Source organism: Wolbachia endosymbiont (group B) of Melanostoma mellinum, assembly GCF_947251465.1.
In the GTDB taxonomy this organism is placed as follows: Bacteria; Pseudomonadota; Alphaproteobacteria; order Rickettsiales; family Anaplasmataceae; genus Wolbachia.
This window is the reverse complement of sequence record NZ_OX366366.1, coordinates 200,864-224,869: the sequence shown is the minus strand read 5'-3', so window position 1 is coordinate 224,869 and position 24,006 is coordinate 200,864. Positions and strand designations below refer to the sequence as shown.

Annotated in this window: 23 protein-coding genes, 1 tRNA gene and 2 pseudogenes; 18 read left to right on the top strand and 8 right to left on the bottom strand. The window is 33.8% G+C overall.

The features are described 5' to 3' along the window. Positions 1-117: 117 nt before the first annotated feature. Both uppS and OPR42_RS00945 read left to right on the top strand, forming a co-directional pair. Positions 118-813 carry a polyprenyl diphosphate synthase gene (gene uppS / locus OPR42_RS00950; protein WP_265041540.1) on the top strand — a complete coding sequence of 232 codons (696 nt, stop codon included), beginning with the start codon at positions 118-120 and terminating at the stop codon, positions 811-813. Continuing rightward, positions 803-1,429 carry a phosphatidate cytidylyltransferase gene (locus OPR42_RS00945; protein ID WP_265041539.1) on the top strand — a complete coding sequence of 209 codons (627 nt, stop codon included), beginning with the start codon at positions 803-805 and terminating at the stop codon, positions 1,427-1,429. The genes uppS and OPR42_RS00945 overlap by 11 nt, the downstream gene beginning before the upstream one ends. Positions 1,430-1,444: 15 nt before the next feature. Here OPR42_RS00945 and OPR42_RS00940 read toward each other — a convergent pair whose 3' ends face one another. Together OPR42_RS00940 and coaD are read right to left on the bottom strand one after the other, a co-directional pair. Beyond that, the gene (locus OPR42_RS00940; RefSeq protein WP_007302836.1) at positions 1,445-1,654 is read right to left on the bottom strand and encodes a zinc-finger domain-containing protein; all 210 of its coding nucleotides are present in this window, start codon (positions 1,652-1,654) and stop codon (positions 1,445-1,447) included. A 71-nt stretch (positions 1,655-1,725) separates the two neighbouring features. After that, positions 1,726-2,232 (bottom strand): pantetheine-phosphate adenylyltransferase, encoded by a 507-nt coding sequence (gene coaD, locus OPR42_RS00935; RefSeq protein ID WP_007302835.1) that lies wholly within the window; start codon positions 2,230-2,232, stop codon positions 1,726-1,728. Positions 2,233-2,306: 74 nt separating this feature from the next. Between coaD and OPR42_RS00930 the strand changes: the two genes are divergently transcribed. Together OPR42_RS00930 and OPR42_RS00925 are read left to right on the top strand one after the other, a co-directional pair. After that, positions 2,307-2,379 (top strand) — tRNA-Phe (locus OPR42_RS00930). 60 nt (positions 2,380-2,439) lie between these two features. Further along, complete coding sequence (locus OPR42_RS00925) at positions 2,440-3,378, top strand: gamma-glutamyl-gamma-aminobutyrate hydrolase family protein (RefSeq protein WP_265041538.1); 939 nt, start codon at positions 2,440-2,442, stop codon at positions 3,376-3,378. 231 nt (positions 3,379-3,609) lie between these two features. Here the strand turns inward: OPR42_RS00925 and ubiH are convergent, their stop codons facing one another. Continuing rightward, positions 3,610-4,767: a 2-octaprenyl-6-methoxyphenyl hydroxylase gene (ubiH, locus tag OPR42_RS00920; RefSeq protein WP_017531641.1), complete on the bottom strand. Its 1,158-nt coding sequence runs from the start codon at positions 4,765-4,767 to the stop codon at positions 3,610-3,612. Positions 4,768-4,906: 139 nt separating this feature from the next. Here ubiH and OPR42_RS00915 point away from each other — a divergent pair, with 139 nt between their 5' ends. The 5 genes and pseudogenes from OPR42_RS00915 to OPR42_RS00895 all read left to right on the top strand — a co-directional run bounded on the left by OPR42_RS00915 (position 4,907) and on the right by OPR42_RS00895 (position 9,201). Beyond that, positions 4,907-5,290: a hypothetical protein gene (locus tag OPR42_RS00915; protein WP_265041537.1), complete on the top strand. Its 384-nt coding sequence runs from the start codon at positions 4,907-4,909 to the stop codon at positions 5,288-5,290. 46 nt (positions 5,291-5,336) lie between these two features. Next, a pseudogene (locus tag OPR42_RS00910) lies at positions 5,337-5,957 on the top strand (IS6 family transposase). A 146-nt stretch (positions 5,958-6,103) separates the two neighbouring features. Beyond that, a complete protein-coding gene (locus tag OPR42_RS00905; RefSeq protein WP_010401485.1) occupies positions 6,104-6,703 on the top strand; it encodes a peroxiredoxin in 600 nt (199 codons plus the stop codon). After that, the gene (trxB, locus tag OPR42_RS00900) at positions 6,690-7,637 is read left to right on the top strand and encodes a thioredoxin-disulfide reductase (RefSeq protein WP_264375537.1); all 948 of its coding nucleotides are present in this window, start codon (positions 6,690-6,692) and stop codon (positions 7,635-7,637) included. The genes OPR42_RS00905 and trxB overlap by 14 nt, the downstream gene beginning before the upstream one ends. A 91-nt stretch (positions 7,638-7,728) precedes the next feature. Then, on the top strand, positions 7,729-9,201 hold the full coding sequence (locus tag OPR42_RS00895) for an ankyrin repeat domain-containing protein (RefSeq protein ID WP_265041536.1): 1,473 nt from the start codon (positions 7,729-7,731) through the stop codon (positions 9,199-9,201). An 11-nt stretch (positions 9,202-9,212) separates the two neighbouring features. Here the strand turns inward: OPR42_RS00895 and OPR42_RS08740 are convergent. The 3 genes and pseudogenes from OPR42_RS08740 to OPR42_RS00885 all read right to left on the bottom strand — a co-directional run. Then, positions 9,213-9,305: pseudogene (locus OPR42_RS08740) on the bottom strand (tyrosine recombinase XerC); the annotation flags it as partial. Positions 9,306-9,344: 39 nt separating this feature from the next. Beyond that, positions 9,345-10,766, bottom strand: a complete 1,422-nt coding sequence (gene ubiB, locus OPR42_RS00890) for a 2-polyprenylphenol 6-hydroxylase (RefSeq protein WP_019236358.1) — start codon at positions 10,764-10,766, stop codon at positions 9,345-9,347. Continuing rightward, positions 10,763-11,494, bottom strand: a complete 732-nt coding sequence (locus OPR42_RS00885) for a metal ABC transporter ATP-binding protein (protein WP_265015317.1) — start codon at positions 11,492-11,494, stop codon at positions 10,763-10,765. The genes ubiB and OPR42_RS00885 overlap by 4 nt, the downstream gene beginning before the upstream one ends. On the opposite strand from OPR42_RS00885, the gene OPR42_RS00880 reads away from it, so the two are divergent. Beyond that, on the top strand, positions 11,486-12,361 hold the full coding sequence (locus tag OPR42_RS00880) for a zinc ABC transporter substrate-binding protein (RefSeq protein ID WP_264374829.1): 876 nt from the start codon (positions 11,486-11,488) through the stop codon (positions 12,359-12,361). The two genes, OPR42_RS00885 and OPR42_RS00880, sit on opposite strands and share 9 nt — an antisense overlap. A 1,379-nt stretch (positions 12,362-13,740) precedes the next feature. Here OPR42_RS00880 and rpmG read toward each other — a convergent pair. Beyond that, positions 13,741-13,941: a 50S ribosomal protein L33 gene (gene rpmG / locus OPR42_RS00875; RefSeq protein ID WP_012481745.1), complete on the bottom strand. Its 201-nt coding sequence runs from the start codon at positions 13,939-13,941 to the stop codon at positions 13,741-13,743. A 148-nt stretch (positions 13,942-14,089) separates the two neighbouring features. Between rpmG and OPR42_RS00870 the strand changes: the two genes are divergently transcribed. From OPR42_RS00870 to OPR42_RS00850, 5 genes are all read left to right on the top strand, one after another. Then, positions 14,090-15,847 carry an Rne/Rng family ribonuclease gene (locus tag OPR42_RS00870; protein WP_265041535.1) on the top strand — a complete coding sequence of 586 codons (1,758 nt, stop codon included), beginning with the start codon at positions 14,090-14,092 and terminating at the stop codon, positions 15,845-15,847. A 73-nt stretch (positions 15,848-15,920) separates the two neighbouring features. Further along, entirely contained in the window at positions 15,921-17,843 is a 1,923-nt protein-coding gene (dnaK, locus tag OPR42_RS00865; protein WP_264682651.1) for a molecular chaperone DnaK, read from the top strand. A 72-nt stretch (positions 17,844-17,915) separates the two neighbouring features. After that, entirely contained in the window at positions 17,916-18,200 is a 285-nt protein-coding gene (locus OPR42_RS00860; protein WP_264682652.1) for a BolA family protein, read from the top strand. A gap of 7 nt (positions 18,201-18,207) precedes the next feature. Continuing rightward, positions 18,208-19,440 (top strand): cystathionine beta-lyase, encoded by a 1,233-nt coding sequence (gene metC / locus OPR42_RS00855; RefSeq protein WP_265041534.1) that lies wholly within the window; start codon positions 18,208-18,210, stop codon positions 19,438-19,440. After that, on the top strand, positions 19,409-20,971 hold the full coding sequence (locus tag OPR42_RS00850) for a Mur ligase family protein (protein WP_264683425.1): 1,563 nt from the start codon (positions 19,409-19,411) through the stop codon (positions 20,969-20,971). Before metC ends, OPR42_RS00850 begins: the two co-directional genes overlap by 32 nt. 367 nt (positions 20,972-21,338) lie before the next feature. On the opposite strand, the gene miaA is transcribed toward OPR42_RS00850, so the two are convergent. Beyond that, the gene (gene miaA / locus OPR42_RS00845; RefSeq protein WP_264682654.1) at positions 21,339-22,223 is read right to left on the bottom strand and encodes a tRNA (adenosine(37)-N6)-dimethylallyltransferase MiaA; all 885 of its coding nucleotides are present in this window, start codon (positions 22,221-22,223) and stop codon (positions 21,339-21,341) included. Between the two features lie 75 nt (positions 22,224-22,298). On the opposite strand from miaA, the gene OPR42_RS00840 reads away from it, so the two are divergent. The 3 genes from OPR42_RS00840 to OPR42_RS00830 all read left to right on the top strand — a co-directional run bounded on the left by OPR42_RS00840 (position 22,299) and on the right by OPR42_RS00830 (position 23,992). Then, on the top strand, positions 22,299-22,769 hold the full coding sequence (locus tag OPR42_RS00840; protein WP_265041533.1) for a hypothetical protein: 471 nt from the start codon (positions 22,299-22,301) through the stop codon (positions 22,767-22,769). Positions 22,770-22,896: 127 nt separating this feature from the next. Then, a complete protein-coding gene (locus tag OPR42_RS00835; protein WP_265041532.1) occupies positions 22,897-23,556 on the top strand; it encodes a JAB domain-containing protein in 660 nt (219 codons plus the stop codon). Between the two features lie 103 nt (positions 23,557-23,659). Further along, the gene (locus tag OPR42_RS00830) at positions 23,660-23,992 is read left to right on the top strand and encodes a helix-turn-helix domain-containing protein (RefSeq protein ID WP_041582615.1); all 333 of its coding nucleotides are present in this window, start codon (positions 23,660-23,662) and stop codon (positions 23,990-23,992) included. The last annotated feature ends 14 nt before the right edge of the window (positions 23,993-24,006 follow it).

Genomic DNA, 24,006 nt, shown 5'->3' with positions numbered 1-24,006 from the left:
TTTTCAGTAATAATATAGTTTCAGGTGAATATAGTGAACGTTTCATACAGAAATATAGAAATTAAGCTAATTTAATATAGGTAATATTGGTAAAACCGAATAACAGGTTGAATTCAAATGTTAAATCTAGAATCTCTGCCAAAACATCTAGCAATTATTATGGATGGTAATGGTAGGTGGGCAAACAATAAAGGAAGGGTAAAAATTGATGGCTATAGAAAAGGCAGTGAGGTTGCATTTGATATTGCTAAGCATTGCACAGTCCTGGCCATACCTTACTTAACTTTGTATGCATTTTCCATGGAAAATTGGCTCAGATCTGAAAACGAAACAGACTACCTATTTAATTTATTTTACTCCACTTTAACTAATGAAGATAAAATGAAATTCATTTACAATTGTAACATTAAGTTAAATTTTATTGGCAATTTAAGTCTATTGCCCAGTAAAATATTCGATCAAATCAAAAAAGCAGAAGAAGTGACACATAAGAACGATGGTCTATTACTCACTGTTGCAGTTAGTTATGGAGCAAAGCAGGAAATTATACATGCTATCAACAACGTCATAAAAGGAAATATTGATTGCGTATTGGAAGAGGAATTTGAAAAATTTCTGTATACTAAAGATTTGCCAAAATTGGATTTATTAATTCGCACTGGTGGCGAAAAAAGGTTAAGCAATTTTTTATTATGGCAAGCAGCTTATGCTGAATTGTATTTTTGTGATACTTTGTGGCCCGATTTTTCTTGTCAAGATTTGAGTAAAGCATTAGCAGATTATACAAAGAGAGAGAAAAAATATGGTAGATAATAATTTTATGGTGAGAACACTGTCTTCAATAGTAATATTACTGATATTTTCTTTTGCTACATATTTCAGTGATTTATCATTTTATCTACTAATTTTTTCAATTGCAGTTTTATCTTCTTTTGAATGGTATAATCTAACTCAGGGCAATAGAATCTTATACATTTTTGCATTACTACTCATTGCACTACCAAATGCCTCGCTAATATGCCTATATAATCTACCACAGGGAAAATATGCATTAGTATGGCTTATCTTAACTATTTGGAGCATCGATATTGCTGCCTATTTTTTCGGCAAAAATTTTGGTAAAACTAGAATTTGTCCAATCATTAGCCCTGGGAAAACTTGGTTAGGACTTTTTGGTGCAGTCTTAGCTGGAATAGTGTGTACAATTTTTGGCTCAATATTTTTGAGTTTATTTCCAATTTTTTATTCTCCAATAATTGGTTTGATAGTTGCTATTCTAGCCCAACTTGGAGATTTCACTGAGTCACTCATCAAAAGAGTTTACAATGTTAAAGATAGTGGAGGTATTATACCAGGCCATGGAGGAGTACTCGACCGTATGGATAGTTTCATTTTTACTGCCCCTCTCATTGCTATTTACATAAGCTAAAAAAATGAAGTACTATTAACCTTTGGTTCTTTCCTTCTTGCTTATTACTTTCACCTCAACAGATTGAAATTCTTCGGCACTCACTATTTCATCCATTGACTTATTACAATAAGGACAATACATTTCTCCTTCTTTGTGTAAGTATACTATTGGATGACCAGAACCATCATCATTCTCATCACCACGGCAGCAAACTATTACATTATTATCCCTCACTTTTAACATGTCTCTCCTTTAGCTTACAATATTTTACACATCTAACATACTCGTTTGGAAATAAAAAAGACAACAAATACTTATTCTCCATTTTCTACCCTATTTAGATTAATCAATTCACTTTGGACACTTTTTGACACAAAGTTGCTAACATCTCCTCCTAATCTCGCTATTTCCTTTACAAAACTTGATGAGATAAATTGAGTATCCTCAGATGCAGGAAGAAATATAGTTTCGATTTCAGGAAAGAGCTTATAATTTACCCAACTCATTTGAAACTCGTAATCAAAATCCGATACTGCTCTCAGTCCTCTAATAATAACAGAAGCATTTTGCTCTTTGGCAAACTTCACTAGCAACCCATTAAAGGATATAATATCTGCATCAATTCCTGCTCCTTTCACTTCATTTTTAGCCATGCTTGTGCGCAGTCTTATGTCAAAATTAGTATGTTTATTAACATTCTCTGCAACACCAATTATCAACTTATCGACTAGCTTACATGCTCTTTTTATTATGTCAAGGTGCCCAAAAGTTATGGGGTCAAATGTACCAGGATAAATTCCTATTTTGTTACTAATGTTCATTCTTTGTTTCTATACTTCAAAAACTTTTGATGGACATGATAACGTTTTTTATCTAAAAATGAAAGTACGTAGTTGGCCTGATAGCTCAGTTGGTAGAGCAAAGGACTGAAAATCCTTGTGTCGCTGGTTCGATTCCTGCTCAGGCCACATTCTTTTTCTTAATGTTCTATAATATATTATAATATTAATATAATTATTTAGGAAATAATGTATAAATATTACAATAGAATATTTAATATACTATTAATTACATTTCTACTATTAAGTAATATCGCTTATAGTGAAAAAGTAAACAAAGAATTATCTGCTTTGACAGTGGAAAATGCAGTAAATTATAATATAATTGTTGGTTTATTGCAAACAGATGAATCTCAAAATATCTATGAGATATTCAATAATTTTGGGGTTAAAACTATATTCATTGACTACGACAAAATAATTAATCTAAAAGAAATCCAAGAAGAGTTCGCAAAACAAGATGAAATATTGGCAAAAAAGCTGATACTAGATCGAATAAAAGTTGAAGTTGCAAAATTTATCAAAGAGCAAAAGATAAACAGAATATTTATTTCAGATAACTTTCATTCAGCTCTTAACCCTTACCGCCAGCTTGTGAATGAAGCAATTGTAAAAACAGTAGATGACAATCCTACAATTCATTTGCTTGCCATATGCGGTGGTTTACAAGACATTATGCATGCAAAAGAAATTGAAATAACAAATGTTGTTAATGATGAGAAGAATCATTTAAAATCATCATCCTATCCACAAAAAGAGAATATATCTCTTCAGCAGATAAAAATTGTTCCAGGTAGTCGTTTGGAAAAAGTGGTAGCTAGATTTTTACTACCTAATCAAAATGGCTGGTTTTCAACTTATTTTCCGAATGCTCATTCAGGTACAGTAAGTAATACTACAGAGAATAGAAGAAGGCTAGAGCTACTTGGATATAAAATTGCAGCATTTGCCAATGACGGGGTAATAGAAGCTATCGAAGATAAGCATGGTAATATTTACTTTCAAAGTCATCTAGAAGCCCTTGTTGTCAAATCAGATAAAAACTCTCGTTTGTCAAGCCAAAAGGTACGTCAGGTTTCAACACTAGTTGCTATAGCGATTATAAATGATTTTCTTCATCGCGTTTAATGCTAAAATAAGGAAAATCATTTAATGTCATGCCAGTACCCTTTTTCTTGTCATTCCAGTGCGTGACGCTGGAATTCAGTTTTTCATTTCATCAAATTTAGCATAAGCTCAAGTTTGCTTATAAATTTTTCTGGATGCCAGTGTCTGGGCACTGGCATGACATTATGGAATTTGGGCTCCAGTGTCAACTACTCTAATGACACCTGATTATGATGAAAGAAATCTAATGATTTATATAAACCCCATAGCATGTCGAACGAAGCTTTTTTTAAGAAAATCTGAATTTTCAACTACCATTAAACCAAGATTGCTCAGAACTTTAACGCAAAGTATTCTGTTGGAAAATATTCTATTTAGTCCATCAGTTGCAAGTGCCATAGTAAAATTATCAAAGTATCTATCACGTGAAATTTTCTTTAATAGATAATTACTGCCAACATCAATGCCAGAGGATTTTGCAGCAGTTATTTGTCTAATAACACTCTCTACATCTCTCATTCCAAGGTTAAGTCCTTGACCTGCAACTGGATGGATTGAATGTGCTGCATCGCCAATAAGCAAAATTCTGCTTTTATGAAGCTTTCTCGCAAAAGTAAAACTCAAAGGGTAAGATTTTCTTTCACCCTCTAATTCAATTTCTCCCAAATAAGAACCAAATCTTTTTTTGAGTTCTATGATAAACTCCTCTTCAGATAAGCTCATCAGCATTTTTGAAATTTCGCATTTTTCTGTCCAAACTATTGAAGAAGTATAGCCACCTTTCATTGGCAAAATTGCAAATGGACCACCAGGAAAAAACCGCTCTACAGCTAAGTTTTGGTGATGTAGTTCATGTTTTACATTAAATACCATGCTATTTTGTTTATAATCAAATTTTATTATTGTTATAGAAAACAACTCTGGCAGCTTAGAGTTTTTACCTTCAGCGCAGATAAATAGCGATGATATCAATTTTTGATCATTATCAAGAGTAACTTCCACGTATCCTTCGTCACAAGCGATTGTTTTATAGAAACGTGGAGAATATATATTGAGTTTATGCAAAAAATTATTATTAATTGCATTCCATATAATAGCGCTCTTGATTACATAACCCATTGGCTCTTCACCAACCATTTTATGGTCATAATGAACAGTAAATGGGCTATCTCCATCTAATATGCATATATCAAGTATTGGTTCAGCTTCATCTTCTAAGAACTGCCAAATTCCTAATTTTTCTAGTATTTTTTTTGACCCTTGAGAAATAGCGAATGCTCGATTATCATCAACTGCACGTGGTAAACTATTTTTCTCAATTACGGCTACAGATACAGAGTCATTACTCAGGCCAATAGCAGTAATAAGACCAATTAGCCCACTACCTGAAATGATTACATCGTAATTCATTTTATTTACCTAAAATTACATTTTATTCGTTTTGAAAATAGTTTAAACAAACTTTGTAGATGCTGGACTTCTTATCACTACCTTAGTATACCTCAGATTAGTAATAAAGTATTAATTATTTTATTAAAGGAAACAGCTTATGACTACAGATTGCAAAAAAGAATTATCAAATTGCATTTCTAGGTACAGAGAAGAAATTGTAAACAACAAAGAAGCAATTGAACAAATCATAACTGGCAATAATAAAATCAATATAAGCGATTACTTTTATCAGGGTAATACAATCTGTAATGAAGAACTATTTAATGTAGGAGGCGAGTGTCAAGATACACAACGTGGTAAATATACGTATGATGAATGGAAGCAAAAAATTGAAAAATCTCACGCTAACGAGTTGTTAAAAGACAAAAATTTGCAAAAAACGTTAAAAAGCAAAGATTCGCAAGAAGAGTTAAAAGGCAAAATATCAAAGAGTCTTGAGGATTATAAACAGTATCATGAAAAGGTTCTGTCGCATTTGTAGGGAAGTAGAAAGAAGAATGATATAATTGTCTAAAGAAAAAGCAAAGATGTTTCGTATCAATCAAAAATTGTTGCCATATTTCAAAGGATTTAGCTTTTCAGCGGATGTTATCTGTATACATGAAATGTCGATTCTCTTTGAGCTATCGAGATTTGGAAGAAATGATGAGTATAAGGGGAGCAAAATGCTACGTTACAAAGGTGGGTTATCACCACTGATAGATGAGGCAGTAAGGAAAAGAAAGAAGCAGGTTGGTAGTAGTTGGAGAGACTTACATTAAATTAAACGGTAAATGGGTTTATTTATATACTGTAGACTTGTGTGTTAGTAGAGACAAGTCTGCAGCACTTGCATTCTTTCATAAAGCCTTCAGGAGTAACTATCTTCCTGAGAAAATTGTAATTGATAAAAGCGGCAGTAATACTGCTGCTCTTGATGATTTGAATGCAGAAATTTCTGAAGATTACAGTTCTTCAAATAAAATATCTAAATAATATTGTTGATAGATTTATCAAAAAACTAATAAAGCCAATGCTTGGGTTTAAAAGCTTCCATTCCGCAAAGATTACCATCACAGGCATAGAAAATATTCGTATGATTCAAAAAAGACAAATTATTAAATAATGTTTCTACTTTTGAGAATTTTGCTATGTTAATGGCTTCATAACTCCTATAATCCCACCTTTAATGATCTTCTTTCCTATGGTTTATAGATGCAACAGAACCGTTTTTATAGGATTGGGGCTAAAGAAAACTTGCATGTAAATGTATCAAGGTATAAAATTATAAATATTAAGAATGAATAGGTTAGTTATGAATCTTGTAACAAAATCCGCTATCGATTTTACTGCTTCGGCTGTTCTTGCTAGTGGAAAAATAGTTGATGATTTCTGTTTAAGTAAACATATAAAGGATAAGTATGCTGTCCTTTTTTTCTATCCACTTGATTTTACTTTTGTCTGTCCAACTGAGTTGATATCATTTAGCAACAAAATAGAAGATTTTTCAAAACGTAATGTTGAAGTGATAGGAATAAGTATAGATTCAAAATTTTCACACTATAAATGGCGAAACACTCCAGTTAATGATGGTGGTATTGGAGAGGTTAGCTACAATTTAGTGTCTGATATCAAAAAGTCTATATCAAGAGACTATGGGGTCTTATATGATGACTCAATTGCACTAAGAGCAACTTTTGTTATTGATGATAAGTTTGTTGTACGTCACCAATCGATAAATGATTTTCCTTTAGGGCGTAATATCGATGAGTTTATTAGAATTATTGATGCAATAAAACATAATGAAGAGCATGGTGAAGTATGTCCAGCAGGGTGGAAAAAAGGTAAGCCAGCAATGCAGGCAAGCGATGAAGGAGTGGCTGATTATCTAAACTCACACAGTGCAGAATTATAAATTGAGTACAAAAGTTCTTATTATTGGATCTGGAGCAGCGGGTTATGCTGCTGCTATATATGCAGCACGTGCAAATTTAGAGCCAATTGTAGTAACAGGAATGCAACCTGGTGGTCAGCTTACAATTACTACGGATGTTGAAAACTATCCAGGTTTTATTTCTATACAAGGTCCAGAACTCATGGAACAAAAGAGGTTGCATGCAGAGAAGGCGGGAGCAAGAATAATAGACGATGAGATAAAAAGTGTAGAACAACTTGAAGGTTCTGGTGAATATGGATTTAGATCTTGTGGTAATGCTAGTGACTACTATTCAAATGCAATTATAATTGCATCTGGTGCACAAGCAAAATGGCTTGGCCTGGAGAGTGAAAAGAAATTTCAAGGTTACGGAGTTTCGGCATGCGCAACTTGTGATGGTGCATTTTTTAGAAATAAAGTTGTAGCTGTGGTTGGTGGTGGAAATACTGCTGTTGAAGAAGCAATATTTTTAACTCGATTTGCTAAGGAAGTTATACTGATACACAGGCGTGATAAGTTAAGAGCAGAGAAAGTAATGCAAGACAGGCTCTTTAAAAATGATAAGATAAAGGTAATATGGAATCATACCGTAGAGCAGATTCTTGGAGAAGAAAATCCTAAAAAAGTTACTGGCATTACAATTAAATCGACAGACATCAATAAAACCCAGGAATTGAAAGTAGATGGAGTGTTCATTGCAATTGGGCATGCACCAAATACAGGTATTTTTAAGGGCTTTGTTGAAATGGATCAGCAAGGTTATATAATTACGAAACCTGGAACAACTCTAACCAGTAGGGCAGGGGTGTTTGCTGCTGGTGATGTTCAAGATAAGGTATATCGCCAGGCAGTAGTTGCAGCAGGTACAGGGTGCATGGCTGCACTTGATGCAGAAAAATTTTTGGAATCATAATTAGTTCTAAAATTTTTAACTAAATTACTTGCAATTTTCTTTGTTTTTTTTATAATTATGTTAATAAATTATAGATTGAGGAGAATTTAGTATGCTTTCGAGAAGTAATGTAGGTTTTAGAAGAAGTGTTGTTAATGATACAGGATTACGAGCTCAAAATCAAACAACTTCAGGACAATCAACAAAAAAATTATTTAAAGCTATTCAATTTCAAGGCACTGATGATGAAAGAGTAACACCTGAAGAAGCTTTGAATCATTTTCAACAAGCATTGCAAGAAGGTGCGGATGTTAATGCGTTTAATGAAGAAGGCATGACACCTTTGATATCTATAATTTATGATTTATCTGCAGGCTCTGAAACAGAAGAAGAAAAAGAATATCAGAGTATGATTAGGTTACTTCTACTTCACCGAAGCATAGATGTTAATATTCAAAAAAAAGGTGATGGCAATACAGCTTTGCATCTAGCAATGTCCTTTCAACAAAGGAAAGTGTTACAACTCTTACTAAGTCATCCGAGAATAATGATGTATCTACTAAATAAAAGACTTCAAGATCCTGAGAAATGTGCTAAAAAAAATCGTGCTGAGCATTTGATCATAGAAATACAAAAAGCAGAAACAGGAAAACAATTATTGAATGCTCTTTCTAACAGAAATATTGACCGAGCAAAAGAACTATTAAATCAAGAACTCAACCCTAATTGTTGGAAAAGAAATTCAAATGGAGAAATAGAAACACCACTTAGCCTGATTATCAAATCATGTTTACAAGGAATAACAGAAAGTAACAAAGAAGTATTGAGAAAACTTTTAAAACATAAGGAGCTAGATTTTAGTCAAATAAAGCCAATATCAGCTATAGAGCAAAATCCATGGGTGAAGCAAATAATTGAGCAAGTTATGAAAGAGCGATTAACTGATGCTATTAATAGAAAAGATTTGGATGATATAAAAAAATTAGTAGAAGATAATTGCTTTATGAATGATCAAATTGTTATTGAGTTGCTTAAAAGTTTTAATCCTGTCAGAGAATATCTAAATGGAAAATTCCCTGCAACTGTGGAACAGTCTTCAGCAAATGTACATAATGTTGCCCCGGAAATAAACGACGATTTGATTGCTCAAGAATTGCAGCAGCTCGAAAACCTTAGAAATGAGCTTGAAAGAACAAAAATTCGACTTACAGAAAAAGAGAAAGAGCTGAATAGGGTTGTAAGTGAAAGAGACACTAACAAAATTTCACAGTTAGAAAGGAATTTTAGGCAAGAGAGATCAGAACTTCAAGCTCAAAATCAAGACTTAAAGAACAAAAACAGAAAACTTTCAGAAGCAAACATTTATAATAGAAGGCAAAGTAACTATGCCTATGCTTCTTTTGTGTTATCTGGAGCGTTTGCTGTTGGTGCATGTTTAACAATATCGAATTTAGAAATATGTATTTCACTTGCTGTAGCTGCATTTGTCTTCCTTACAATTGGATGCTACTGTTCATATAAAGCAAGTACAGTACTGAGTGATGTGATAAGCACTGAGCTTGGTAATGTTATCCGTTTAGGATGAAGTTAAGGTTTTTACTTCTTCTCTAAACTCTTCTGAAAATTTTTGTACATACTGAAAATACCTTGATAATTCGAGTGAATGTAAACCTGAGTGGTTTCAAGACTGAAATAGTTGTTGTAAACTTGCTTCTATTATCTTTTAGTTCAAGAAATTAAAAGTTTAACGATGAGAATTATAATTACAGACCAAAGTAAAAAGTAGGCTTTTCCATTTGATTTATTTTTCACCTGTAATTTTTTGTCAGCTATTAGGTTTAATTTTTCTATAAGGCTAAATATTCCTTGGATTGTTTTGATGGGATAAGAGCTTTTAATTTTTTCCCTATACCCTATTTTACTTTCATGTTGACTGTTTATCCATGTTTCAACTACTTTCCACATATTGATTTCTGGATAGACTTTCCTACATGTTCCTTCTAATAAAATCATAGTTTTCTGCAGCAATAACAATTGTGTTTGAACTTTCATATCAAAATCACCAGTTATTTTTAATAGCTGAGTAAGTAATCGAGCAAATGAAATCTTCTGTATAGGCTGTCCAACAATGGGCTCACCTATTGCTCTGCAAGCTGTAACAAAATTTCTATGCTGTGATGGAACATAACCGGCTCTAAAGTGCATTTTTGCAACGTGATCATAATCCCTATTTAAAAAGCCTTTGAGTATCTCTATAACGTAATAGCATGTCTCACGATCTATTCTACCCATGATTCCACAATCCAGGGCAATAATATTGTTATTACTATCGATCATTAAATTTCCAGGATGCATATCAGCATGAAAAAAACAATCCCTATATACCTGATTACAAAAAGATTCTATAAGATTGATAGCTATTTGCTTTCGGTTATTCAGCTTTTCAACTTCGTATATTGGTATAGCTTCCATCCATTCTAATGTTAAAACCTTTTTTGAAGTTCTACTCCAATCTATTTCAGGTACGTAGAAACCTCTGTCATGTTTAGTATTTTCCTTCAGTTCCGAAGAGTGGGCAGCCTCAAAGCGTAGATCTAACTCTAATCGGCAAATTTCAGCAAAAGTTTTGACTAATTCAACTGGCTTCAGCCTTTTTGATTGTTCACTAAATTTTTCTGCAATTTCTGCAAGCCAAGAAAGCATTTTTATATCCCTTGAGAATGTTTTCTCAATATTTGGCCTCAAAACCTTTACAGCAACTTCCTTACCCTCAATTGTAACTGCTCTATGCACCTGAGAAATTGATGCTGCTGCAATTGGCTTTTCAGAAAAACTTGAAAAAATGTCGCTTAATTTACAATTAAACTCACTTTCTATAGTTTTAACTGCTATTTTATACGAAAATGATGGCAATCTATCACATATCAATAGCAAGTTATTTGTTATGTCCTCATTTAAAATATCAGTGCGTGATGAAATGGATTGCCCAAATTTAATGAACACCGGACCTAATCTTTCAAGAGCACGCTTTAGTTTATGACCTTGTATTTTATTTATTGATTTTTTTGATGGTGGAAGTAAATAAGGTAACACATTGTAGCGTGTTAGCACTGTAGTTATTTGCAGAAGACGTAGAATATTTTGAATCATTTCGCTGCGTAACTGCCAAATATTTCATTTATCTCCATAATTTCATCAGGTTTACCTTGATAATAGATAGTATTATTTATGCAAATTATGTAATCTGAGGATGGTAGAGCAGAGTTAAGGTCATGAGAAGTCATGAGAATCGACACTGATCGTTCTTTTGCGATTTTATTTATAATATCATAAAATTTAGCTCGTGCGTTAATATCCATTGCACTGACTGGCTCATCTAAAATGATCAAATCAGATTCTGAAATTAAACAGCGTGCAAGCAGCAGTAATTGTGTTTGTCCTGCAGAGATTTCTAATACTTGATTTTTTAGGATGTTACCGATACCAACCAATTCTATTGCTTCTGTAACAATGGGTTGATTTTTCTTCAATTTCTTCGAGGAGCTATTGAAAAGGAAAGACTCAACTGTTATTGGCATCAAATTACCAATACTAAAATTTTGTGGCATATAGCTAATTTTTATATTGTCAGCGAATACAATACTGCCAATAAAACCTTTATTTATACCAGCAACTGCTTTCACTAAAGAGGTTTTACCTCCGCCATTTGGACCAAGTATTGTAACTATATCTCCTCTTTCTACTGATATATTGATATTATCAAGAACTTTTTTACTACCATGTGCAAGAGTAAGGTTTTCTATTTTTAGAATGCAGTTATTGACATTACTTAACTTTTTGGCGAAAATTGACTTCTTCTCAATATTTATATGAGACATTTACTGATTTTTTTTCTATTACTTTCACTTACACTATACTACAATAGTGCCTTTTCATCCAATTTAAAAATTGTAGCTACAATCAAACCTATACACTCACTTGTAGCTTCTGTTACAGATGGGATTTCAAAGCCAGAATTACTAATGTACGAAATAGTGTCTGAACATAACTACATGCTCAGGCCTTCAGATGCAAGTAAATTAGAATCTAGTAATATTATATTTTATATCGATGATTCTTTGGAAACATTTGTTAAAACTTTCGCTAAAGAAAATAAGAAGTTAATACCGCTATCAAGTGCAATCGATCTACTTCCTGCTCGACCACATTCGTTTTCTAGTCACATTCAAGATGAAAAAGATTTGCATATTTGGCTGAGTCCTGAAAATGCAAAAAGTATGATACTTTCTATCAGTGCAACATTATCTAATATAGATAAAGAAAATGCCTATCGATACAATACTAACGCAGAGGAGGCTATAAGAAAGATAGACCAAGAAGTAGAAAAAATTACGAAAGAATTGGATGAGTTAAAAAATCAAAAATACATAGTTACTCACGATGCTTATCAATATTTCGAAAAATATTTTGATTTAAGTTACCCAAGCGCCATTCTTTCTATAGAAGAGGATTCTTACATAGGTATGAAGAGTTTAATGAAATTAAAAAAGGTAATGAAAGAGGAAAACGTTAAATGTATTGTTTCTCATTCACGAGAGGATAGCATAAAGCCTAATGTCTTTTCTAGTGACGTAAAAATGGTGATTCTTGATCCTATTGGATCAGATGTAGAGCCTGGAAAGGATGCATATCTAGATATAATCAGCAGCATTGCACAAAATTTCAAGTCTTGTTTCACTGAGTAATGAGTTCTTTTATCTATTCAGATAGCATTGCAAACTTAGTGCTTTCTATTCCAATCACAACTATACCGACATTATCTACCAGAAGTATATCATCCCAGTCTGGGATTCAGTTAAGTTGGTAAGCATAAAAATATTATGTTAAAGCACAACGTTCTTGATGAGATTAGGGCAAGCCAATGTCAGCTACTTGAATGACACCATTTGCTATGCCCTCAAAAATGAATGCTCGTACAGCTGTGTGCCAGCTACTTGCATCTGCTATTTTTACTCATAATTATCTTGCCTGAACGAACTTAATTTCAAGTAGTTAATTATAGAAATAATCGTATAAAAAAAAGAAGATAACCAATATCTTCTTTTACTCTAATTAAAAAGACATTGAATTGTAATTGTCTATTTCATCTGATATAAGCGATAATTTTATGCTCTCAAAACGGAGATTACTTGCAATATCTGTTAACTGTTCACTAAGGTTACTTTTTCTGGTGAATGGTGTTCAGGAGCTTTTAATTTTCTATTACAGTCAGCCTTACACCAAGATCTATTAATTTTTGTCAATAAATCATTACCCTCGTATTTATTTTCACACTGTCTGTGGCACAAATTAAGTAAATCAACACCATGCACTGTCAATGAAGCAGAATCTTGTGTAAATTTTACCATAATATACTCGTTAATCTGATTATATCTATATTAACATATAAATGTGAATATCATACTAATATAGTTACTTTTTATGGCAAGTGGTTTTTGGTTATTTTCTAAACTTTCTTTATAAAAACCATAGGCGCCTATGGTTTTTAGCTAAAGTAAAGATCAAGTATCTGGCATTCTGGACATAAAATCCTCCTGTGTAAAAAAGATTAGAAAAAAAGTGCGGCGCACATACGACAGAGATTAAGTATGTGTGTGCACCCACGTACGCTGAAGAAGATACGCCACATTTTTTAATGAGTTTGATTGTTTAATGAAAAAAGTCTGCAGATAAAGATAAATTTTGAGCTCTTAAAATATCTTTTACTATGATTATAGTCAGATTTAAAATATGCGCAAGCAATTTTTTTCTGTAAAAGTTTAACAAAAGAATTCAAAAGTTTGTGAACAACCTCTAAGTGTATGGTCCCAGAGTGTGATGGTATATAGACTATCTGGATCATTTAAAGTATCAGATCAAGTCCCATTTAAGCAATAAAAAGACCAGATCAGGACAAAAACGCTACCATTTTCAGCCCTTATTCAGGTGGCTCAATTTCCCGTAACTTATATAAGTTACCGTAATCTTTCAAAACCTCAAACAGACTTTCCCTAATGCAAAACAGTATAACTAGTGAGCAATAAGCTACACTCCTTTTAGCTGTAAGCTTTGCATGATAATATACTTACTTTAATTTTTCTTCTTTAAATAATACGTGTCTTCTGACCACTGGGTCATACTTCCTAAACTCGAGCTTCTTGGGAAGGTTCTTAGGATTACGTTTTTTTACACAAAAATAGCCTGTTAGTTTCTCTTCTCCAGTTTTTGTTGTTTTAGTTGCGGTGCTAACTAGCTTGACAAGCAAAGAAGCATTTTTTTTCGCCATAATTGTAGTGATATAATAAATTCTATGCAAGTTTAGAACGCAAAACACTGAAAGTCAACCAAATAATGCAGGTCGCAAAATTCTTGACAATCAATAATATATTAAGTAGTATAAGAAGATTTCAGAATGAAAAGCAGACGGTAAATAAGTGGCGAGTGATGGCAAAAGGTTATTATTGATAGAAAGTACTACCTGTTCTAACGAGGTAAGGGTTGCCCTACTAGTTAATGGTAGGGTTGTAGAGTTTGAACAAGAATTCAAGGAAAAAAGACAATTAAGAGGTAATATATACGTTGCTTATGTAAAGCGTATAGAGCCTGCTTTGCAGGCCGTGTTCATTGAGTATGGAAAAAATAAGCAAGGTTTTTTGTCTTTTTCTGAGATATCTCTAAATTACTTTAATATTCCAGAAAAAGAGAAGGAAATTTTTCCTGACGAAGGCTATTCGAGCGGTGTGGACTGTTCAAATGATAATTGCACAGAAGAAGGCCTAGATTCTACAGCTAGTAATGAATCCAGCAGTGGTTTTGTGAGGGAGGTACCTTTACATAGAAAATATAAGTTACAAGATGTGATTTCAGTAAATCAAAAGTTATTGGTTCAATTAACTAAAGAAGAACGAGGAAATAAAGGAGCTTCATTTACAACATACGTAACTTTGGTCGGTAGATACTGTGTTTTCATGCCCAATTCCATAAGTAGGGGTGGAGTATCTCGCAGAATTGAAGATACCAACGTTAGAAAACAGTTAAAGGATATATTAAATTCAATAAATTTACCAAAAGGCTCAGGTTTAATAGTAAGAACTGTTGGTGCAGGAAAAAGTAAGAAAGAAATTGAGCAAGATTACGATAATTTGACCTTATTATGGCAAAATATCCAGCAAAACTTCTCTTCTTTAAATGTTCCATCATTAATTTACAACGAAGTAGATGTAGTTATGAGATCTGTACGTGACTTTTGTAGTAATGATACAGAAATTATAGTATCTGATAGAGAAGTTTGTGAAGCGGTAAGAAAATACACTAAAAATGTGTTACAAGGAAAATTACGTCCTAGGTTATATAGAGGCTCTGTTCCAATCTTTACTTACTATCGAGTCGAAGATCAAATTTCTGAATTATATAGCAATAGAGTAGAATTACCATCTGGTGGGTCTTTGGTGATAACCTTAACTGAGGCATTTGTTTCAATAGACGTAAATTCAGGGAAAATGACAGGAGAAGATAACATAGAAGAAACAGCTTATAGAACTAATATGGAGGCATTATCTGAAATATCAAGGCAAGCGAATCTCAGGGGCTTATCAGGGTTAATAGTTGTTGATTTTATTGACATGTTGAAACTTGAGTATTGCAAAAATGTTGAATTTGCTATCAAGCAGGCGTTTAAAGATGATAGAGCTAAAGTTCAATTTAGCTTTATCAATGACTTTGGTTTAATGGTCTTTTCAAGACAAAGAATTAAACCAAATATACAGGAAATTAATACTACAGAGTGCTTACGCTGTAAAGGTATTGGAAGAGTGAAATCAAACGAAGTGGTTGCTGCATCGATACTAAGGGATTTGCAACATATTGCTAATAAAAATCAAAATAAGTCCTTTGATTTAATAGCACGCAGTGCAGTTATAGCGCACATTTTTAATAATAAGCGTGATATGGTTTCTACAATCGAAAAAGAGTTCAATATTACATTAAATGTTAGTATTGATAATAGTTTAGATGCAGATACATTTATTTTAAAGCAAGGAGACCATATTAATTTTAATGATTATAAGCCATTGCAGAATTCTGGATGTCAAATTGTGAATAGCAGGGATAAAGAGGCTGGTAGTTCAGATAAACTACCGGGCAACTTTTGGTTAACTAAATGGCTTTCGCGCCTTTTGGGCTCTAACAACTAAACGGGACTTGTAATTAACGAGTTTTATACTTATATATTTTACATCAGATAATATTTAAAAGGGAGTATTCATTATGGGAAGAGCAATAGGTATAGATCTTGGGACAACAAATTCTTGTGTTGCAATAATGCAAGGCAAGGATACAAAAGTAATTGAGAATAAAGAAGGAGCAAGAACTACTCCATCTATAGTTGCATTTACTTCATCTGGAGAAAGGTTGATTGGTGCTCCAGCAAAAAGGCAAGCAACTACCAATGCAAGTAATACTTTTTTTGCAACTAAGAGATTGATAGGTCGCCAATATAGCGATCCTGAAATGAAGAATCTAGGTGTACCGTATAAGGTATTTGCAGCAAAAAATGGTGATGCATGGGTTAAAACAACTGATAGTAAAGAATACTCTCCTAGTCAAATTGGTGCATTTATACTACAAAACCTGAAAGAAGCAGCTGAGGCTTATCTTGGGGAAGAAGTAAAGGATGCTGTGATAACAGTGCCAGCGTACTTCAATGATTCTCAACGTCAAGCAACAAAAGATGCAGGAAAAATTGCTGGATTAAATGTCCTCAGAATAATTAACGAACCAACTGCTGCAGCACTTGCTTATGGTCTTGATAAAAAGCACGGACACACAATAGTAGTGTATGATCTTGGTGGTGGTACATTTGATGTTTCAGTTCTTGAAATAGGTGACGGAGTTTTTGAAGTAAAAGCTACAAATGGTGATACTCACCTTGGAGGGGAAGACTTCGATAATGCAGTAGTAAATTATTTACTGGGTGAATTCAAGAAAAGTAATGGCATTGATTTGAAAAACGATCCAATGGCTATGCAAAGAATCAAAGAAGCTGCAGAAAAAGCAAAGGTAGAATTGTCAAGTGCAATGGAAACAGAAGTAAATCTACCGTTTGTTACAGCTGATGCAAGTGGCCCAAAACACTTAAATATGAAGCTAACAAGAGCAAAGCTTGAAAGTTTAGTGAATGATTTAATTGAAAGGACTATAATTCCTTGCAAAAAAGCTCTTGAAGATGCTGGTTTGTCTGCTAGTCAAATTGGTGAAGTAGTTCTTGTTGGTGGCATGACTCGTATGCCAAAAGTCATAGAGAAAGTTAAAGAATTCTTTGGCAAAGATCCACACAGAGGGGTTAACCCTGATGAAGTTGTAGCAATTGGAGCTGCAATACAGGCGGGAATCATTCAAGGTGATGTAAGAGATGTATTACTACTTGACGTAACTCCACTTTCTCTTGGTATTGAAACTCTAGGTGGAGTATTCACTCCACTTATTGAACGTAATACTACTATTCCCACAAAAAAATCTCAGGTGTTTTCAACTGCAGAAGATAACCAAACAGCCGTTACAATTAAGGTACATCAAGGTGAAAGAAAATTGGCGATTGATAATAAACTGCTTGGTCAGTTTAGTTTAGAAGGAATACCACCTGCTCCTCGCGGGGTTCCTCAAATTGAGGTGACATTTGATATAGATGCAAATGGAATAGCGCATGTTTCTGCAAAGGATAAAGCTACTGGAAAAGAGCAAAAAATACGTATTCAGTCTTCAGGTGGTTTATCGGAGGATGAAATAAATCGGATGGTGAGAGAAGCTGAGGAAAAAGCACAAGAAGATGAAAAGCGTAAGAAATTTATTGAAGTGAAGAATCAAGCGGATAGTTTAGTTCATTCTACAGAAAAATCTTTGACAGAATATGGTGATAAAATTTCTCCAGAAGATAAATCTGCTATTGAAAATGCAGTTAATGAGTTAAAGGAAGTGAGTAAATCTGACAACATTGATGATGCTGATTCAATACAACAGAAAGTTACTAACCTCTCTCAGTTATCTATGAAACTTGGAGAAGCTATGTATCAAGCATCTCAGCAAAACAGTGCTGAAAATGGCTTTTCATCAGAAGGAAATCCAAATGATAAGGAAGAAAAAGTAGTAGATTCTGATTATCAAGACATGGATAATAAAGAAGAGAATAAGTAATTCGATTGTCATCCCAGTGCCCAGATACTGTGGGATGACAAGAGGAGCGTATTGTTGCTTAAAGGAACTATTGTGGATATTATTAAGACAATAGAAGAAAAATTACGCGATTCAATAGGTGTAATTGATATTAATATTATCGATGAATCAGCAAAGCATGTAGATCATTATTTTGCTTCTTCTTCGACACTACCTTCACATATCAAATTAGTATTAATATCTAACGACTTTTCTGGAATGAGCTCTTTAAAGAGGCATAAATTGATCTATGAATTATTAAAGAGTGAAATAGAACGAGTACATGCGATTTCTCTTCACTTGTATACGCAAAGCGAATACAATCTAAAAAATAAATAATAAAAATGTGAACGAAGAGTCTTTATTAGTTAAAGCAGGAAGAAAATTTAATGATTATAAAGGGTCGATGAACCCACCAGTTTATCATTCTTCTACTATATTATTTCCTACTTACAAGGACTACTTAAATGCAGCAAATGGAGAAAGTATATATGATGTAATCAATGATGGTGTTGCAAGGGATTACAGTTACAGTAATGTTGGTACGCCTACTGTTCATTATTTTTCAAATGCACTGGCTGAAATTGAGGGTAGGGGACAAGCACTCATCTACCCTTCTGGATTATTTGCACTTACTTTTGCTATTTTGACTTTCACTAAAGCAGGTTCACATGTCCTGATACAAGATAATAGTTATTATAGGCTAAAGAGATTTGCCGAAAATGAGCTACCAAAAAGAGGAGTAGAAGTAACTTTTTATGATCCAACACAGGATATAACTGATTTAGTTCAGAGTAATACTTCACTCATCATGATTGAGACTCCTGGTTCTATAACGTTTGAGATTTCAAATATAGAGCATATAGTAAAAGTTGCTAAAGCACGTGGAATCGTAACCGTTTGTGACAATTCATGGGCCACTCCTTTGTTGTTTAAGCCGCTTGATTATGGAATTGATGTTGCACTATACGCGGTGACAAAGTATCTAGCCGGTCACTCAGATCTAGTGATGGGAGCTATGGTTGCTGAAAGTAAAATTTTTAAATTGCTTTATGAGAGCTATAAAAATTATGGAGTCACCATTCAATCGCATGACTGTTACCTTGCACACAGGGGACTTAGAACACTGCAAACACGCATGAGGAAGCATCAAAGTACAGCAATGCAAGTAGCAAAGTGGCTGGAAAAACATCCAAAAATCAAAAAAGTCTTATATCCGGCACTTTTTTCCTATTCTCAGCATGATTTATGGAAAAATTATTTCAAAGGAGCAAGTAGCGTATTTAGTATAGTACTCGATAGAGAATATTCATGTGAGGAACTAAGCTGCATGGTTGATCACATGAAAGTTTTCGGCATTGGTGCTTCTTGGGGAGGATGTGACAGTTTGATATTACCAGTAGACCATAGATCTATGTCAAGATCTGTAATGAATTCAGATTATGGTGGAAGTTTTGTGCGAATATTTTGCGGACTAGAAGATCCTGAAGATTTGATTTTTGACTTGAATACTGCATTAATAAGACTGCCATGTTCAAGTGTTAAAGATGATTGTGAGACTGAAAGAGCTACTGCATAACATTGTAAATGCTGACTTTGATATTGAAATCAAAGGCGTCACATGTAATCCTAAGAGAGTTAAAGAAGGTTACCTTTTTGTTTGTGTGTCAGAAAAGAGTAAAGAACACGTAACATGTCTTCCTAATGGATGTGTACACAACTGTGTAGACGTTGTAATACAAGGGGCCAAGAAAGATGTCATCCCAGTGCTCAGACACTGGGATCCAGAAAATTTAATTGTAAACAAGCATACTAGACAATTGTATAATGAAAACTGGATTCCAGTGTCCGCTACTCGAATGACAAGTACTCCAAGTTTTGCAGTGCTTTACCACTCGGACCCTCAAGGAATATACAGTGAAATAGTCAGCAGGTTTTATCAATTCAAACAACCTAAATATATTGCTGCTGTAACTGGTACGAATGGTAAAACTTCAGTAGTGGAGTTTTGTCGCCAGATTTGGCAAGATAATGCAGCGTCTATAGGAACACTGGGAACATGTGTCAATAATAATAGAAAAGATAATAGCCTTACAACGCCAAGTGCAGATGATCTTTATTCCACATTGCGTGACATAAATAATAAGAACGTAGAACACTTAGCATTAGAAGCTTCAAGCCATGGAATCGATCAATACAGAATCCATGGACTCAGGCTCAATGCTGCAGCTTTTACTAATTTCTCTCAAGATCATTTGGACTATCACAAAAGTATCGATGAGTATTTTGAGGCCAAGAAAAGGTTGTTTGATGAGGTATTGCCAAAAGAAAAAACAGCGATTTTAAATGCAGATATAGGCGAATATGGAGAGTTGCTCAACATAGCTGAAAAGCGTGGCAACAAAGTTATAACCTATGGAAAAAAAAACTCTGACATTACTTTATTAAAGCAGATACCCACTGCCAATGGTCAATACCTGACAATTCAAATCGGTGATGAAATTTATAACGCATTTTTTCCGATTTTTGGGCAATTTCAAGCATATAATTTGTTGTGTGCAATCGGTATAGTTATTTCATCTGGTATGGACTATCAAAGAATGTGTATAGATAAACTCGCTTCTCCATCTGGAAGAATGGAAAAAGTGAACACTTTTGCATTTGTCGATTACGCTCATACTCCAAGTGCACTCAAACAAGCTCTGTTGTCTTTAAAATGGCACTTCAATAAAAAGATAGTTCTAGTGTTCGGTTGTGGCGGGAATCGTGATCAAACAAAACGTGCAGAGATGGGTAAAATAGCACAAATGCTTGCAGGTAAAGTTATAGTCACAGATGACAATCCGCGTGATGAAGATCCGGGGAAAATTCGTCACGATATTTTGTTACATTGCCCTGATGCACTGGAGATAGGAGATAGAAAAAAAGCTATAGAGAAAGGTATAAATATAGCACATGATGAAAATATGATTCTGCTAGTTGCAGGAAAAGGACATGAAAGATTCCAAATAATAGAAGGCCAATCCCTTGAATTTAGTGATGTTGAAGTTATTAGAGAGGGCCAAAAATTTGCTACTGCTGTTTTGCTCTCTCCTTCATCCAACGCCTGAATGGCTTTTTTCCTTAAGTCATAACTGTACGCTGCTGGCATTTTTACCTTCTTGTTACACTAAATCACTATCTTATCTTGTTCCTACTATTATGAGAAGAGCTATACAAGGATATGAAAGTGGAGATTGTGGTTACAAGATTAGTGAGAGAATATAGAAAAATTGAGGATGAAATATTGCGTGATATAGTTCATTTAGTGATAAAGGCTCTTACAGGTATAGTAGCGCTTCATAAGTAAGAATATTTTTACAAAGAATTTAATAATCACAATTTAGGCAATGATGAAAGTTCTTTAAGAAAAAAGTTTAATACTATCAAGAAAAGTTTGCATAGGCATAGCAATATAATACATAATAATCAAAATATCTAAAATTCTGTCAATTTATTTGCACAGTCAATCACTTGAGAATTCGGAAATTGATTTTTAAACCAAGTGTACTGGCGTTTTGCATAATGCCTTGTGTTTGTTTGAGCAATCTGTATTGCTTCGTCTAAAGTAATCTCCCCTTTTAAGTATCTTATAATTTCTGGTACTCCATGTGCTTTCATAGCTGGCAAATGTGGAGATGGGTTCATGCTAAGTAGGTTTTTTACTTCATCAATTGCTCCATTTTCAACCATTTCAATAAAACGAGAATTTATTTTTCGGTATATATCCTCACGTTTAGGTAGAATTGTATATACCTTAAAATTATTGAACAAAGGAGGCTGTCTATTTTCTTGCCATACAAAGATTGTCTTGCCAGTTTCAGTGATAACTTCAAGTGCTCTTGAGAGGCGATGTGAGTCATTAATAAATATTTTACCTTGAATCCTTGGATCTTTGCTTAGCACTAACTTATAGAACTCCTCTTTACTTAAATTTTTCCTTAATTCGCTTACATTTTTCCTAACTTCCTGACTTATTTGTGGCATTGATGATAAGCCTTTGATTAAACTGCTGATGTAAAGCCCACTTCCTCCAGTAATGATAGGTATTTGCGCATTTTCTAATGCGTGATTAACTTCTTTTTCTAAATCCTCTAACCATAGACCCACGGAATAATTTTCTTTTGCTGAAACATAACCGTATAGTTTATAAAATTTTTCTTGCCTTGGCGGTTGAGCAGTAATTATGGGAATCTCTTTGTATACCTGCTTTGAGTCACAGTTTATTATGCTAATGTTTTTATACTTTTTTATCAAGTTATCGCATAATTCTGATTTACCTGAGGCTGTAATTCCTGTAATAATTACTATATTATCCTTCATTTATATTAATTTAACTAACCTATGATAGGGTGTAGTAAAAATTTGGATTCTACAATCTAAAATTTGGAGACTTTTATGGCAGAAAATGATAACGATAACTCGTTTACTAAGCGTTTTACAAATAGGACCTCTAATGAGACAAGAGGAGGTTTTTCCAGTAAGTATTCATCTCAAAATACCAAAGAACATGCACTAGGATCAAAAGGAAAAATTTCTGAATTGGCAAACAAAAAAGCTGAAGCCAAGGAAGCTTTTTCTGAAAGTGGCGGCATAAAGAGTAAAAGCAGAACTATCAACGAAAGATCCTTTGCTGATGCAACAAGAAGAAGTAGATCAGATCTCATATATCTAGTTCGTGGTAAAGACCGTGGAAGGTCAGCTTGGCACTATGTATTAGTTGATAAAGAAAAAAGAGAGATGTTTCTAGCAAAAAGCAGAACTGGCTCTATAGATGTTGCAGATTATGGAGAGATTTTATATTCAGGATGGGGAGATGATCCACCACAGACGATAGTCGATAAAATCAATGAGGAGTTCGGATTGTAGTAAATCTGTTGTAAAAGCAACAAGGACAACATTGCAAATTTAGAGTTCAAAAGGGTTATTCCTCGGGAACTACTGCGTCAGAAAGCTGGCGCTGAATTTGTATATAATGTTGATCTTGGAGGTTTTTATGAATAATAGTGAGAGAAAAGAGAAATTAGAAACTCGTATTCTATCAAGTAGGGGTAGGTCTTTACTTGACCATGAGCTACTGGAACGTAATCTATCCGCGTGTACAGAAGGAAGAGAAGTCGCCAAAAGGCTAATGGAGCTTTTTAGTAGTTTAGGAAGGGTAATTAATGCTGATTTTCATGAGCTAAAAAATGTTACAGGAATGAACGATGGAGCAATAGCAAGTATCTTTTGTCTGAAAGAGATTTTCGATAGGATACTGAAAGGTAAGTTAAAAAAGCTGTCGATTCTTGATAACAGAGAAGAGCTACTAAAATACTTTAAAACAGCAATAGGGCAGTCACGAAAGGAAAGCTTGCGAGTAATATACTTAGATCGAAGTGGTCATTTGATATACGAGTATATTCAAGACTGTGGAACTATAGACAGAGTACCTCTATATGTGAGAGAAATAATCAAACAGGGATTACTGATCGATGCATCATCTATTGCAATTTCACATAATCATCCAAGTGGAGATACAGAACCATCAAAGGAGGATGAGGATAACACACTTACATTAGCTGCAACCTGCGAAAATGTAGGAATGAAATTAATAGATCACATAATCGTAACACAGAAGAGCCACTTTAGTTTTTATGATAGTGGTTTATTGTAATCTGTAGACCGGAAGGAAAGTTCTCCAACTTTCCTTCTTTTTTTCTACTTCATAAATTAAAAAATTCAATATAAGCTTGAGCAGCTAAAATTAGTAATGAAAGGTGGAATTAGGCAAAAAAATAAAAGAACTTAGATTATACTGTGGTTTAACACAAACTGAGTTGGGAAAGAAAATAGGCGTTTCGTATAGACAAATACAAAGGTACGAAAATAGTTCAAACCAAATTTTGGCCAGTAGGCTATACGACTTAGCAAAAGCACTATCGATTAATGTGGCTGATTTTTTTACTGATGTGCATGTCGACTCACATGAAACTTATGATGAAGAAATACTAAAATTAGTCAAAGGATATAATGAAATTAAAAGCAAAAGGTTACGTAGCGTAGTTTATATATTGGTAAAATCTTTTTCTCAAAGTTACAATGAGAGTTAGTATTGCTTCAATAC